The sequence below is a fragment of the Paenibacillus sp. MER TA 81-3 genome (assembly GCF_023713585.1).
Classification (GTDB): Bacteria; Bacillota; Bacilli; order Paenibacillales; family Paenibacillaceae; genus Paenibacillus_B; species Paenibacillus_B profundus.
The window spans coordinates 35,098-48,651 of the sequence record NZ_JAMAWB010000006.1; the positions used below are offsets into that span (position 1 = coordinate 35,098).

The following is a 13,554-nucleotide window of genomic DNA, read 5'->3' on the forward strand; positions in this document are numbered from 1 at the left end:
AGGCTTGTTTTCAATGAATTAGAATGCTCTACATCTGAAGCGGGTACAGCTTCAGCTTGCCCAAAAAGGTGCGTCCTTTGATAAGGACGCACCTTTTTTCGTATGCAAATTATACATTGTAGTGCCCGTGCTCATCATAGCCGAGAAACGCCTCGCGCACGCGATTCCAGAACGGAAACGGCCGGTAGCGAATGAATGTTACGGTCTGATCAGCAACCCGGCAGCGAATCGAGCGAAAGTGGTCAATTGGGATGTTCACATGATCGACCGTCAACAACAGCTTCTGCTTCTTGCGTGGATGAATGTCAAAATGGTGATGCTTAGGCAAAATAAGCGACGATCCGAGTGTGCGGAACACGCGGTTGTTGATGGATGCTATCTCGGCAAGCTGAATGGACGGGATGGAGGGGTGCACCATAGCCCCGCCAAGGCTCTTGTTATAGGCCGTGCTGCCGGACGGGGTGGATACGCATATCCCATCTCCGCGGAACATCTCAAACAGTTCGTCATTAATATCGATTTGAGCAACGAGCGTGTTCTCGACGCCCTTCAATGTAAATTCATTTAAGGCAATGTATGTTCTCTTGCCGGTATCTTCGCCATCCAATTGCAGCTCAATGAGCGGATACTTGACGATACGCGGATAAATCTGGTCCTTCGAACGGTTCTCGGCCATCAACTTAACGAGCAGTTCGATTTCATTCGGCTTCCAATCAGCGTAGAAGCCAAGATGACCGGTATGAATACCGACGAATGCGATTCGATCAAGTTGTCCAACATAGCGGTGAAAGGCTTGGAGCATCGTTCCGTCACCGCCGATCGATAGAACAATCTCAGGCTCCTCATCATCACAAATGAGACCTTGGCCGTTAGCTAAACGGTGAAACGTCTCGGTCAAAGAGACAGAGATGTCGTCTCCTCGGTTTAATACTGCGTATTTCAAGGCGCTGACTCCTTTGTTATGCGGTAATGTAATGTATAACCGTGTTATAGAACACATCAACTCCATATTATACGTTCCGCATGAGGAATACAATCGCCATTTCGGGTAAAGTGGCGATGGCGATGGAAGTTATCTGCGATTCATGCGTATCGTCTCGATCAAGAAGGAGATAAGACACATCAAGATGAAGAAGAGCGCTGCCAGCACAAGACCGACTCTCATTGAACTCCAAGCGGTCTCCCAAGGAGACATCCATGCAGCCGAGTGCCCTTGATATGGAAGCCAGGCGGAGAGCTGCGGTTCCAATCGCATGAGGAGCGGATATAACCAATACGCGGCCACAGCAGCCCCCACACTATGGACAAGCCTGGCGAACAGAAATGGCATATACCTTAAATCGCTTTGGTTCATTATACTCGCGACTTGAGCATGGACCGATAGTCCGGCCCAAGACAGCACCCAAGCGGCTGCCACCACCTGTGCTTGGGTTCCGGCAGAGACGGCTGCGCCTGCGCTCTTTGCACCTAAGGTGACTTCAAATAAACCTCCCGTGAAAGCGGGAGCCAAATCCGGAGATAAGTGAAAGGTTTGGAGCAGCAGCTGAAGCAGATGCTCCCAGAATGGCATAATTCCAATGACGGCGAGCAAATCCATGACAACGGAAAAGAAGACGACAAGTCCACCGACAACGATCATCAGCTTAAGTGAGGAATCGACTGCTTCTTTGAGCAGGGTTCCTAACGGTCTGCCATCCTGCTTCCTTGCTTCATGCATGGCATGAAAAGCTCTCCGGAAAATGAAAGTTCCCTTGATATTACCAACCCCTTTTGCAGGAGAAGTGTTGTCCATTGGGGTAAGTGGTGCATGCGGTGCGTAGAATCGCATCACAATTCCGACGAGAAGCCCAGAGCCATAATGGGCGAGTGCTAGTGTTAAGGCGAGGCCAGCATTTCCGAAGAAGCTGACCGCCACAGCCCCAATGAGAAAGATCGGATCGGACGAGGTAGTGAATGCAACGAGTCGCTCGCCTTCTTCGCGTGTAATTAAATTTTGTATGCGCAGCCGTGTCGTCAGCTTGGCACCTACCGGGTATCCGGAAGCATAGCCCATCGCGACTACGAAGCCCCCGATGCCGGGGATGCGGAACAAAGGGCGCATGACGGGATCAAGCAGCGTCCCGATAAAGTGCACAATACCAAAGCCTAGCAGCGCTTCGGAAATAATAAAAAAAGGCAATAGTGAAGGAAACAGCACATCCCACCAAATGGACAGGCCACGTGTGGCTGCGTCCAAGACAGTGGAGGGATGCGCTGCCATTAGGATAAGAAATAGGCCACATACACCTGCGATAAGCAGTGGTGCCAGATAAGAACGGCTTGTCCTGCGTTTCATGCGCACTCTCCTTTCACGGGGCCTGCACGAATACTCCATTCAAACATATGATGACATAAAGGCAAACATGCCACACCAAGCAGCTGCTGAAGTATCTACAGTCTGATTTTGTAATCAAAATGTAAAGTAAACGCTTGCAGAAGGACGTATATTTTTGGGTACCATTGTGATAAAATAAATATAAAGAACGATGAAACGCGTAGAAGTTCGTTAGGGGTGATGAGGATGAGTATAATCGCTGGCATCCTTGTTTGCGCTTTCGTCTATGTCATTCGAGAGTCGTTAATGGGACCGCAGGAAGAGGATTGGGAAAGATAATTCAATTACGTCACGGCGCTGATCACTATTCAGCGTTTTTTTGTGCAATTATACCCTTGTGGCGGTGAGCATTAGCGTAAATGAATTGAAAACGTAGTGCTTTTATAATAAAGTGATGAGCAGAGACTACTATTTATTATAGGGCTGAAGGAGGGGAGTCCGAAGTGTTATCCCTTCTTATGCCAAAAGACAGGAGTGCGTATGGAAAGATATAAACAGACGATATATGAAGCGATCGGGGGGGAAGCGACTGTTCGACGAATAGTAGAGGCCTTTTATCCGAACGTGCAAGCTGATCCTCTAATCGGTCCGCTGTTTCCGGAAGATATTATGCCCGTCATGGAGAAGCAGTTCATGTTCCTGACACAATTTTTCGGGGGACCGTCACTATTTTCCGATGAATACGGACATCCGATGATGCGGGCGCGTCACATGCCGTTCCCGATTACCCGTGAACGTGCAGATGCGTGGTTAGGGTGCATGCGTGAGGCGTTGATAGAGATCGGCTTGGAGCCTGCGCTGCGAGACATGGTGTTGGAACGCTTGTCGGGACCTGCTTATCATTTCATTAACACCAATTAGTTCACAGCATAAGTTCCGATAGTGTGGTAAAGTTCCCTCATCGCTTACATATTAATCAGCAAGAAGGAAGGTACACTTTAATGGAGGTTGAACCACTTTACCTGTTACAAGTCGAATGTCCATATTGCAAGAACACATTCCAATCGTCACGCGTAAGGTCGCGTTTTAAAAAACCGATTCATATCGACAGTGATTTTTGTCCGCATTTTGGTGAGGATAAAGTGAATCCCGACTTTTACGTCGTGCGAGTCTGTCCAGAATGCGGCTGCGCCTCGACAGAGAATTCACTGAAGCAATGGCTTCCTACCCATCGGAAAGATTTTGAAGAAGTTGTAGCTTCCCAATGGAAATCGCGGGAATACGCAGGCGAGCGTACATGGGAACAAGCGTTGGAAACTTATAAGCTCGCCTTGCTGACCGCCCAGACGATCGGAGAAAGCAAGCGCGTCGTTGCTGGTCTGCTGCATCATATTGCATGGCTGTATCGCTATCGGAACGATACGAAGAACGAGCTGCGCTATCTGCGTTTTGCCCTGGATTCGTATATTAGTGTATTCGAGCATGAATGGCGTGACCAGAACGATGCCCGCCTCATCTATATTATCGGTGAGCTGTACCGCCGACTGGGTGAACTGAATGAAGCTGCGAAGTGCTTCGGCCGGATTATTCACGACAAGCACATAATGGATGCGGCGATGATTCGCGCGGCACGCGAGCAGTGGGCCGCCATTCGGGAGCAGATGGCGGAGGAGGGGAATACGCCGCCTGTCGTTAGCATCGGCGGGGGATTCACACAATAATGTTCAGCTGGCAAGCTGGTTCCTGAGATTATAAGGGAGCCAGCTTGTCTTGTTGTTGTCGAGCTCAAGAGTAAGATCCATTGGAAAACATACAGCAGGATGTGGCGATTGCGAGGCTAAAAGGCGCTTGGACTGTATTTTATCCAATGGATCTGGCTTGTTTCAGCGGTTGCTGTTGAAAGAGTGCCAAAACACTGGATGAATTCCAATGGAACCTGTCGCACAGAGGGATATGCCACTGTTTCACTGTACGAAATCCAATGGAGATTGAAATAATAGTTAACTAATGTACCTTTAACTCTCCTGTCTCCTGCTTGCCGTTCCAGTTTATTGTTAATTTAATAGGTTCCTCTATTTTTCTTTGACCTATCACTCGGGTATTCGAGATGAGTTTAAATGGGGTTGAGGCAGGTTCTCCAATGGTGCCCGATGAATTCAGGGTCTTACTTTCAAATTGATATTTAAAATCTTTGATCGATTGCTCATTTCCTACATACTTGACTTCATATTGAAGCTGCTCCAGATTTCCGCGTTGAATGATGGTAACTTCCCAATTTTCCGTCTTCCCCATAAACTTCGTATTGCCTGAGCATCCGAACAGGAGTAGAAAGGTACAAAAAATAAATAAAATGGTGAAAATTTTCTTTTTCATATTAATCACCTTTCATTTTTGAAAAAAGGTATAGAAAAATCCCCTTATCACATTCCAGTTGGCTTGTTACACCAAGGTGCTTTACCAATGTCTACGATAAGGGGTGTAGTTCATCAAACTTCACGCTTCGTGATTAACGAATCTGGCGGTCAGCCAACAAGTAATCGCTATCCACATCTACGATGACGATACGGTTCCGGCAGCATGGAAATACGAGCAGCCGTTTCTTGCCGTCGCGAATATCCGGCAGTTCTTGCGGCTTCAATGGGAGTAAGACATTATCTTTATGACAGAACGGGCAGCTTGAAATATAAATATCTCCCATGATGTGATCGTAAGGCAGCGTATTTTCTAATGGTATCATTTCGGATTCTCCGTCGAAGCATGATTATCGGCAGCAGCAGAAGACTCAGCTTCGGGTTGGGCCAGCTCGGCAAGCTTCTTCAATAAAATATGCTGCGGCATATGCATAAGCTGCTCCATGGGGACGCCGAGCGCTTTCGATAACTTCAACGCGGTATCCGCTGAGATTTGCAAAGGTCTCATGCGCTATAATCCTCCCTGTGCGAGTAAGTTTAATTTTGGTATAGTTTAGTTATACACGGTCAAGGTGCAAAACTCAAACAGTGCGTGTTCAAAAAGAGCTTTTGAACAACCTCATATGCCTTCCGTTACCAATAATATTCGCAGAAAGGTGTGTATGGCATGAAACAACCGTTAAGCCAAACGTGGGACTTGGATGTCATTTTCTCCGGGGGCGCTGAGTCCGAAGCATTGCAGCAATCGCTTGCAGCCGCAGAACAGGATATCGCGGCACTGACTGGCAAGCTTAAGGAAATGTCTGCTCCGCAAACGTTGGAGGACACGAAGGAACTCGTACATATTACTGGACAACTGCAAGATGTAAATAAGCGCCTCCATGAAGCTGGAGCTTATGTTGGCTGCCTTACAGCGCAAAACATCAAAGACAAGAAAGCGATTCAATTGTCTGGCCGCATTCAAACACTGGGCGCGCAGCTGCTTACAGTCGATACGCTGTATGATGAACTGCTGCGCAGCATGCCGGACGAAGTGTGGGCTGCTTTTGTGAAGCTTCCTGACAACGAGGGCATCGCCTTCAACTTGAATGAGCGCCGCGAATGGGCCCGGGAGAAGATGTCCCCCGAAAAAGAAGCGCTCGTCGGCGATTTGGCTACAGACGGCTATCACGGCTGGTCGGAAATGTACAACACGGTCATTTCGCATTTCCGCATCGATTATGAAGAAGACGGCAAAAAGGTACAGCTTTCCGCGGGTCAAGCACACAACAAGCTGTCGCATCCTAACCGCGAAATCAGAGAAGAAATGTTCAAGCTATGGGAAGAAGCATGGAGTGAGAAGGCAGACTTCTGCGCAGATGCGTTGAACCGTATCGCCGGCTTCCGCTTGAAGCTGTATGAGCATCGCGGATGGGATAGCGTCTTGAAAGAGCCGCTTGCGATGAATCGCATGTCAGAAGCGACGCTGGACGCTATGTGGAATACGATTGTCCGCAATAAGCCGAAGTTCGTAGCCTATTTGGAGCGCAAAGCGAAGCTGCTGGGCGTAGAAAAGTTGACGTGGTGCGATGTGGAAGCGCCTCTTGGCGGAACGCAAGCGACCATATCGTATGACGAGGGCGCGAATACTATCGTCGAGCAGTTCGGTAAATTCAGCCCGCGCATGTCGGAGTTCGCCGTGCAGGCGTTCGAGAACCGTTGGATTGAAGCGGAAGACCGTCCTGGCAAGCGTCCAGGTGGATTCTGCACCTCGCTTCCGGTCGTTAATCAGACACGTATTTTTATGACATATGCAGGTACGCCTTCCAATGTTTCTACGCTGGCGCATGAACTGGGTCATGGCTATCATCAATACGTGATGGACGGATTGCCAGCGTTTGCGCAGCAGTATGCAATGAACGTCGCAGAGACCGCATCGACTTTTGCAGAAATGATCGTATCGGATTCTGCTGTGAAGCAGGCAAAAGACGAGCAAGAGAAGTTGGCCTTGCTTGAAGACAAGATTCAGCGCTCCATTGCTTTTTACATGAATATACATGCTCGCTTCTTGTTCGAAACGCGCTTCTTCGAGAAACGCAAAGAAGGACTTCTGTCTTCCGAACAGCTGTGCTCCTTGATGGAAGAGGCGCAAAATGAAGCGTTCTGCGGTGCTCTCGATTCGCTGCACCCGCATTTTTGGGCATCGAAAATGCATTTCTACTTCACTGATGTTCCGTTCTATAACTATCCGTACACGTTCGGTTATCTGTTCAGTACTGGATTGTATGCGCGCGCTTTACAGGAAGGCGAATCATTCGCTGCCAAATACGATGCGCTGCTGCGTGATACAGGTGTCATGACAGTCGAAGAGTTGGCTGAGAAGCACCTTGGCGTCGATTTGACGAAGCCAGATTTCTGGCAAACCGCAATTGACGTTACGCTCAAAGATGTTGAATTGTTCTTGCAAATGACGGAATAAGCTAGAGGCACGGCGGCATTTCCTCATAGGCTGCAGGAGCACAATTAGAGCTACCTGGAAAGGAAAACATCATTGTGACATCGAATCGCTTGTTAAAGCTGTTTCATGCTTTGTTCTATTCCACCAATGCTTTGCTCATCCCTTATTTGCCGCTGCTGTTGCGGGAGAGGGGGTTTCAATCTTTGGAAGTGGGGACGTTGCTTATGCTGGGGCCTTTCCTGGCTATGTTCGCCCAACCCGTCGCCGGGCTGGTGAGCGACCGTATGAAAGCGATTCGACCACTCCTGCTCGGTTTATGGATTGGAAAAGGAATTGCCGCTGCCTGCTTGTTTCTGTCGACAGACCGCATTACGGCGGCAATCAGTCTGCTTGCACTGTATATCTGCTTTCTGCCGGCTGTTTCATTGCTTGATACGCTGACGGTGAAGTCGGCGACGGCGTTAGGGCAGTCTTACAGCTCGATTCGAATGTGGGGCTCGGTGGGATTCACGTTGACCGCCATCGTGATGGGGCAGATGTTTGATTTGTGGGGCGGCGTCGACGCGCTGTTCTGGATGTACTTGCCGATATGGGGCGGCTTGCTCTTGAGCATGTTCTTGCTGCAAGAACCGCCGCAAGAAGCGGCGGATACGGATACCGCTGTAAATGCAGCCGTGCTGAAGAAGGCGCTCTCCGTCCCTTCGCTGCTCCTCTTCCTGACGCTTATCTTTGTCATTGCGATGCCGCACCGCATGAATGATGCCCTGTTGTCGCTTCATATGAATGACTTGGGAGCCTCGTCGATGCAGGTATCTTGGGCCTGGGCGGTGGCCGGATTTAGCGAAATTATCGGCTTTGCCCTCATGACCAGGCTAATGCAGCGCAGCCGGATGCTGACGCTCTTGACGCTGGTCAGCGCGCTATATGCAATAAGATGGCTCTTATACGCCCTTGTGACAGACCCATGGGTAGTTGTCGTGCTGCAAGGAGCGCATGCGGTGACGTATGCGGCGTTATGGGTGCTTGCAATCGAGTTCGTCGTACAGCTTCTGCCGAAGCAATTGGCTGCTACTGGTCAAGCGCTGCTCGGCATGGTGTTCCTAGGACTTGCCGGCATTGCTGGAGGAATGAGCGGGGGAGCGTTGCAGGAAGCGTATGGAGGTCAGGCGATGTACTTATACGGCTTCGTCTGCGGGGTTATAGGCACAGCTGGTTTCATGCTGTGGTTGATTAGAGAACGCAAGCGTTCCGTTCGCCCTGAGGAGCAAATGATAGGATGACCGCCGTGAGCTGGAAAAAAGCTGCAGATCTTGATGATCTGCAGCTCTTTTTGAACGGAAACGAAATTAATAATGTAACATAAAAACAGGCGGCCATTGGCGGCCGCCTGTTTTTATATTGTAAACTATTCATTTTACAATTTGAATACTTGAAATGTACGCTGCAACTGCACTACTTTAAGCTGCAGTTCCTCGGTAGTCTCCACCATCGCTTGCACGGAGGAGATCTGTTCATTCATGGAAGCGGACACCTGCTCGGTTCCGGCGGCGGACTGCTGCGTAATCGCAGAAATATTCTCAATGGAGCTCGAAATCGTTTTGGCTCCGTCCAGCATGCTGTCGCTTTCATGGGCAAAGGCTGCAATCTGTTCCGTAATGAACTGGATGCTCTCTACAATTTCATTAAAAATGCGTTCGGTTTCCCGAATCAATTCTGTCTGTGTATGTACAACTTCTTCATTGACATGAATATTCGTTATCGCTTGCTTGATGCCTTGTTCAATTCCTTTGACAAGCGTAAACACTTCCTTCGTGGAAGCGGTCGATTCTTCAGCAAGATTCCGCACTTCCTGAGCAACTACGGCAAAGCCTCTGCCGTGCTCGCCAGCACGCGCCGCTTCAATGGAGGCGTTCAAAGACAATAAATTCGTCTGTTCGGCGATCTCCGAGATGGTGCGGGTGATTTTGGATATCCCTTCGGTTTGGCGGGCCAACTGCGTAATTGCGGTTGCCACGTGATCAGTCGCTTCAATATTCCGCTGCATTCCTGCACTTTGCGTGTCTACGGCTGTCCGGCCTTTATCCACCAATTGCAAGGTCAGGGCGGATCGCTCGTTCATTTCTTTGGTGGAATGAGTATAGGATTCGACTTTATGTTCGATTTGCTTGATAGAATCCGACATAGCGGATATATCTTCGGATATTTCGGCAGCGCCAATGGCAAGCTCGTTCGACGAAGAAGCCACCTGCTCCATTACCATTTTCATGTTTTGGTTCTTATGATACATATCTCGTCCAGAATCAGAGACGTGACGGGATATGTCAGTCGTCTGCTGTAAAATTTCACGCAGCTTGATGACCATCGAATTAAAGGAATGACCGAGCTCTCCTAAGGCATCGCTCGTCGTCACCTGAACGGTCTGGGAGAAATCTCCCTTCGCAATCTGCAATGCGGATCGGGACATCTCCATAATAGGTTCGGTCAGCGATTTCTCCAACATGTTAATGAACGGATAGCTGATCCCTATAAGGATGACGAGGGTAATTAGTCCTGGTATGAGCGAAGCACCACTTGTAAGCAGTACAATCGTAGTCAATGCGAACAAGCCCACGATACCATAGCAGCCAATTAACAGCTTATGCTTAAAGTTTAACGTATTGAACCAATTCATACGACCGCTCCTTTATATGCCCCAATAGATCCATAATATAGCATGCTAGCATCATTATAGCATCGCCTCTGTACAGGGTCTATGTAAATGTTAGCAAATAATCAAACATTTATTATACTTTTGTCGTTTGGAGTCAATAAAAATCTAAATATGTATATATGTGTTGAAAATAGGAAAAAGTTCCCTTATAATGAGTCTTGAGAACCATTTCTTGGAATGGTGCGGCTATTTTTATAAAGGAGGGAATTTGTGAGATGAAGACTAACGGAATGCCTTTGGCTAGGCAATTAAGCCTAGTATTTGAACAGCTGGAATCTGAGTTGATTGGACTAACTGGAGGTACAATCATTGTCTGCATTCGCAATGATGTGGTGGGAAAGTTCGGCGTGAAGCACGATGCGCTGGAGAGCAGCAACGGTGTAATCAAGCCCCTTAGACAGGGATTGACCTTACGTCATGTCGCCTCGTTTCGTCAGACTGCGATCGATGCTCTGAAGCATAAGAAGCAATGGACTCACGGTGAAATCGTATTCGACTTTGCTGTTAAGCAGGATACGCTGCATATCAGCACATGGTTCGAGTCGAATTATAATTTAATACATATGCTTGATAAGCAGGATACTCACACGTATAAGCGCGCTTCCTGAGCCGCGTTACATAAGCAAAGAAGCTCTCTATCCTAGGAAAGAGAGCTTCTTTAACATTGGTGAGTAAGTATGCTTGCTCACCTCGCAGGCACGGTTGTGGCCGCAAATGAGAGGCCGGGCAAGCCGTAGCTGCTGTGGTTGCTTAAGTATGGACGATGCAGCGGCATAGCTGCACTGCAGCTATTAGCGAGTGCGGCCCGCCAATTGTTGCTCAGCCATTTGAACAAGACGCTTTGTAATATATCCACCGATGGAACCCATATCACGGGATGTGTAGTTTCCATAGTAACCGTCTTGTGCGATTGGAATGCCCAATTCTTGAGCAATTTCATACTTCATTTGTTGCAGAGCAACTGTAGCTTGTGGTACTACCAAGTTGTTAGAGCGGCTTCCTTGTTGTTGATTCACTGGCATGTTGTTCACCTCCTTGTGTTTGTTAGTATGGAAAGCAAGAGTGGAAATATGCGATGAAAAAAGCTAACTCGTTCATGTAAATAATGCCAAGTCGGGGGACCGACTTGGCATCGTTAAAGTTCGTAATTATGGATGCTGAATTTCAAGATCGAGCACTAGTGTGATCGGCTCATTCGGCTTCAAGTCGATTAGACCGGTCGTGTCATTATCAAATGGAAGGTTAGGGGCATCGGTCAGCCATGTATACGGCTCGACGCACACGATTTCATCCGCAACTCCACGCGTGTAGAGCACCCAGTGCTTGAAGAACGGACGGTTGCCTGCATAACGGATGCGATAGCCGTCATCCCGTGTCAGCCAAGCCTCCGGCTTATCCGTCCCGATGCTGAATACCGTGTCGAAGTCAGTGCCCTGCAGGTTCATTCCATTAAGAAGCTGTTCGTTCTTGCCTAACGGTATGGTGTTGCCTGTAGTTATTAGCTCTTCATCAAGCTCATAAATACCGCTTACCGGAACCTGCAGCGTCCAGCGATTCGGTTCGCCGTCGATGAGGAACCAAGTATGCGTTCCGAACCCGAACGGTGCCGCTTGACCTCCTATGTTGGTCACCGTCAAGTGCTGGGATAGCGTGCTTCCTTGCAGGATGAACGTCAATTGAAATTCCAGCGGAGTCGGATATTGACGCATCCAATTATCATCGTCTGCTGTATGGAATTGTGCCGTGACCACTGCCTGCCCATCGTTCGCTTCCGCGCGAATGACGGACCATGGCTGTAAGCGGTGCAGACCATGAATATGGTTATCGTTCGCTGTATTTTGGTCAAACTGGTACGACACGCCTGCGTATTCGAATTTCCCCCGGCGAATCCGTCCCGGTGGCATCAGCATCGGGATGCCGAAATGGTATGGCTTCGTCATATAATAATCGAGATCGCTCTCCGCTGGTGCACGCAGGATGTCGCGCTGCGCCGCTTTGTCCCATAGCCGGATGACATTGCATCCAAGCCCGGGAAGCAATGTCGCTTCCAAGGTGTCGCTGTGCATAATGAACGTGTCATAACCGTTCCATTGGCCCTTCGTAATCTGATACATATGTATTGGCTCCTTTATACAAATGAGTTTGAGCGCTTCTGCGTTAAGATTCATAATAACAAATCCGTTCCGTAAAGTCATATGACTTGATGTACACGAGACGATTGACAAATGGGGAGTTCTTCGCTATTCTAGTGGCTAATCAAGTACGCAATGCCTTGACTAAGGCGACGTCATCTAGTTGAAAGCGATGATAAGGACAAGTAAGCGATACGTTATGCTTCAGAGAGCTGGTGGAAGCTGTGAACCGGTGCTGACGTAGCTGCTGAATGGACCTTTGAGCGCTGAGCCGAACCGGTGCGATATTCGCACGACAGTAGGCTTGGCCGCATCCCGGCGTTATCGGGTAGAGGTTTGCGCAACTCATTATTTTTATGCTTTGGGTTGATGCAATTAAAAGAGGGTGGCACCACGGTCTTTCGTCCCTTGACGAAAGGCCTTTTTGTATTTTTTTGGCGCTGTGAAGTTGAAAGGAAAAGGAGAGTGAACAGGATGAAACGTGTATTATCGGGCATCCAACCAAGTGGTCAATTAACGATGGGCAATTACATCGGAGCGATTCAAAATTTCGTGAAGCTGCAGCATGAGCATGAATGCTTCTTCATGGTCGTAGACCTGCATGCCATTACGGTCCCTCAAGATCCAGAAGCACTGAGAGAACAGACGGAATCGGTCGCTGCACTGTATATTGCGGCAGGCATCGATCCGAATAAGGCTGCTATTTTCCTGCAATCGCAGGTGCCGCAGCATGCAGAGCTCGGATGGTTGTTGACGACGTTGACGTATATGGGTGAACTGGAACGTATGACGCAGTTCAAAGACAAATCGGAAGGAAAGGAATCGGTTGGTGCCGGGTTGTTCGTCTATCCGTCTCTAATGGCGGCAGATATTTTGCTCTACAATGCAGACCTTGTTCCTGTCGGGGACGATCAGAAGCAGCATTTGGAGCTGACTCGCGACATCGCGAACCGGTTTAATCATCGCTTCGGCGATTACTTTACCGTGCCAGCAACCTACACTCCGGAAGTGGGTGCACGAATTATGTCATTGGACGATGCGTCGAAGAAGATGAGCAAGAGCAATCCGAATGCGGGAAGCTACATTGCGCTGCTGGATGACCCTGCTGTCATTCGGAAGAAGATTAGCCGGGCTAAGACCGACTCCGAAGCTGTCGTCAAATACGACCCGGTCAATAAACCGGAAGTCAGCAACCTGCTTAGTATTTATTCCCACGCTGCAGGAGTGCCGATTGCAGAGATTGAAGCGAAATATGAAGGCCAGATGTATGGACCGTTCAAGAAGGATTTGGCGGAACAAGTCGCTGCGCTTATCGAACCGTTGCAAGCCCGTTATCATGAAGTGCGCCGTACGGGAGAACATCACGAGGTGCTCCGCCGCGGTGCCGAGCGTGCCCGGGAAGTGGCAGAGAAGACACTTGATGAAGTGAAACGCCGTATGGGATTTGTGCTTCCTCAATAAGTAAGTCGACCAGCTGACTGAATGGTAGTCGTGTGGCTACAACAATAAAGCAAGAGGCCTCTTGAAGGAGCGATTCGCTTCGGAAGAGG

At 48.9% G+C, this 13,554-nt stretch carries 14 protein-coding genes and 1 other annotated feature; of the genes, 6 read left to right on the forward strand and 8 right to left on the reverse strand.

Annotated elements, in window-relative coordinates:
• Positions 1-109: 109 nt before the first annotated feature.
• The gene (locus M3650_RS09745) at positions 110-943 is read right to left on the reverse strand and encodes an NAD kinase (protein ID WP_251574256.1); all 834 of its coding nucleotides are present in this window, start codon (positions 941-943) and stop codon (positions 110-112) included.
• Positions 944-1,072: 129 nt separating this feature from the next.
• Positions 1,073-2,335: a sporulation integral membrane protein YlbJ gene (ylbJ, locus tag M3650_RS09750; protein ID WP_251574259.1), complete on the reverse strand. Its 1,263-nt coding sequence runs from the start codon at positions 2,333-2,335 to the stop codon at positions 1,073-1,075.
• Between the two features lie 519 nt (positions 2,336-2,854).
• On the opposite strand from ylbJ, the gene M3650_RS09755 reads away from it, so the two are divergent.
• Positions 2,855-3,235 carry a globin domain-containing protein gene (locus M3650_RS09755; protein ID WP_019423815.1) on the forward strand — a complete coding sequence of 127 codons (381 nt, stop codon included), beginning with the start codon at positions 2,855-2,857 and terminating at the stop codon, positions 3,233-3,235.
• Between the two features lie 80 nt (positions 3,236-3,315).
• Entirely contained in the window at positions 3,316-4,035 is a 720-nt protein-coding gene (locus M3650_RS09760) for a DUF2225 domain-containing protein (protein WP_251574260.1), read from the forward strand.
• A 283-nt stretch (positions 4,036-4,318) separates the two neighbouring features.
• Here M3650_RS09760 and M3650_RS09765 read toward each other — a convergent pair whose 3' ends face one another.
• The 3 genes from M3650_RS09765 to M3650_RS09775 all read right to left on the reverse strand — a co-directional run bounded on the left by M3650_RS09765 (position 4,319) and on the right by M3650_RS09775 (position 5,233).
• A complete protein-coding gene (locus tag M3650_RS09765; protein ID WP_251574262.1) occupies positions 4,319-4,687 on the reverse strand; it encodes a hypothetical protein in 369 nt (122 codons plus the stop codon).
• A gap of 133 nt (positions 4,688-4,820) precedes the next feature.
• Complete coding sequence (locus tag M3650_RS09770) at positions 4,821-5,051, reverse strand: hypothetical protein (RefSeq protein ID WP_019423811.1); 231 nt, start codon at positions 5,049-5,051, stop codon at positions 4,821-4,823.
• A complete protein-coding gene (locus M3650_RS09775) occupies positions 5,048-5,233 on the reverse strand; it encodes a YycC family protein (RefSeq protein ID WP_251574265.1) in 186 nt (61 codons plus the stop codon). Before M3650_RS09775 ends, M3650_RS09770 begins: the two co-directional genes overlap by 4 nt.
• A gap of 159 nt (positions 5,234-5,392) precedes the next feature.
• Between M3650_RS09775 and M3650_RS09780 the strand changes: the two genes are divergently transcribed.
• Both M3650_RS09780 and M3650_RS09785 read left to right on the forward strand, forming a co-directional pair.
• On the forward strand, positions 5,393-7,183 hold the full coding sequence (locus M3650_RS09780) for a M3 family oligoendopeptidase (protein WP_019423809.1): 1,791 nt from the start codon (positions 5,393-5,395) through the stop codon (positions 7,181-7,183).
• Between the two features lie 74 nt (positions 7,184-7,257).
• A complete protein-coding gene (locus M3650_RS09785) occupies positions 7,258-8,442 on the forward strand; it encodes an MFS transporter (protein ID WP_251574273.1) in 1,185 nt (394 codons plus the stop codon).
• Between the two features lie 134 nt (positions 8,443-8,576).
• Here M3650_RS09785 and M3650_RS09790 read toward each other — a convergent pair whose 3' ends face one another.
• Positions 8,577-9,833, reverse strand: a complete 1,257-nt coding sequence (locus M3650_RS09790; RefSeq protein ID WP_251574274.1) for a methyl-accepting chemotaxis protein — start codon at positions 9,831-9,833, stop codon at positions 8,577-8,579.
• A gap of 254 nt (positions 9,834-10,087) precedes the next feature.
• Here M3650_RS09790 and M3650_RS09795 point away from each other — a divergent pair, with 254 nt between their 5' ends.
• On the forward strand, positions 10,088-10,480 hold the full coding sequence (locus M3650_RS09795) for a hypothetical protein (protein ID WP_019423806.1): 393 nt from the start codon (positions 10,088-10,090) through the stop codon (positions 10,478-10,480).
• Positions 10,481-10,663: 183 nt separating this feature from the next.
• On the opposite strand, the gene M3650_RS09800 is transcribed toward M3650_RS09795, so the two are convergent.
• Both M3650_RS09800 and M3650_RS09805 read right to left on the reverse strand, forming a co-directional pair.
• Complete coding sequence (locus tag M3650_RS09800) at positions 10,664-10,894, reverse strand: alpha/beta-type small acid-soluble spore protein (RefSeq protein WP_251574277.1); 231 nt, start codon at positions 10,892-10,894, stop codon at positions 10,664-10,666.
• Between the two features lie 126 nt (positions 10,895-11,020).
• Positions 11,021-11,986, reverse strand: a complete 966-nt coding sequence (locus M3650_RS09805) for an aldose 1-epimerase (RefSeq protein ID WP_251574279.1) — start codon at positions 11,984-11,986, stop codon at positions 11,021-11,023.
• A gap of 181 nt (positions 11,987-12,167) precedes the next feature.
• Positions 12,168-12,416 (forward strand) — a binding site (T-box leader).
• A gap of 62 nt (positions 12,417-12,478) precedes the next feature.
• Between M3650_RS09805 and trpS the strand changes: the two genes are divergently transcribed.
• The gene (trpS, locus tag M3650_RS09810) at positions 12,479-13,465 is read left to right on the forward strand and encodes a tryptophan--tRNA ligase (protein ID WP_019423803.1); all 987 of its coding nucleotides are present in this window, start codon (positions 12,479-12,481) and stop codon (positions 13,463-13,465) included.
• Positions 13,466-13,554: the final 89 nt, after the last annotated feature.

Bases quoted from the DNA above. Each gene is read 5' to 3' on its own strand.
- M3650_RS09800 (WP_251574277.1), bottom strand. From the start codon at position 10,894: ATGCCAGTGAATCAACAACAAGGAAGCCGCTCTAACAACTTGGTAGTA.
- M3650_RS09790 (WP_251574274.1), bottom strand. From the start codon at position 9,833: ATGAATTGGTTCAATACGTTAAACTTTAAGCATAAGCTGTTAATTGGC.
- M3650_RS09755 (WP_019423815.1), top strand. From the start codon at position 2,855: ATGGAAAGATATAAACAGACGATATATGAAGCGATCGGGGGGGAAGCG.
- M3650_RS09795 (WP_019423806.1), top strand. From the start codon at position 10,088: ATGAAGACTAACGGAATGCCTTTGGCTAGGCAATTAAGCCTAGTATTT.
- M3650_RS09765 (WP_251574262.1), bottom strand. From the start codon at position 4,687: ATGAAAAAGAAAATTTTCACCATTTTATTTATTTTTTGTACCTTTCTA.
- M3650_RS09770 (WP_019423811.1), bottom strand. From the start codon at position 5,051: ATGATACCATTAGAAAATACGCTGCCTTACGATCACATCATGGGAGAT.
- ylbJ (WP_251574259.1), bottom strand. From the start codon at position 2,335: ATGAAACGCAGGACAAGCCGTTCTTATCTGGCACCACTGCTTATCGCA.
- trpS (WP_019423803.1), top strand. From the start codon at position 12,479: ATGAAACGTGTATTATCGGGCATCCAACCAAGTGGTCAATTAACGATG.
- M3650_RS09760 (WP_251574260.1), top strand. From the start codon at position 3,316: ATGGAGGTTGAACCACTTTACCTGTTACAAGTCGAATGTCCATATTGC.
- M3650_RS09775 (WP_251574265.1), bottom strand. From the start codon at position 5,233: ATGAGACCTTTGCAAATCTCAGCGGATACCGCGTTGAAGTTATCGAAA.
- M3650_RS09780 (WP_019423809.1), top strand. From the start codon at position 5,393: ATGAAACAACCGTTAAGCCAAACGTGGGACTTGGATGTCATTTTCTCC.
- M3650_RS09805 (WP_251574279.1), bottom strand. From the start codon at position 11,986: ATGTATCAGATTACGAAGGGCCAATGGAACGGTTATGACACGTTCATT.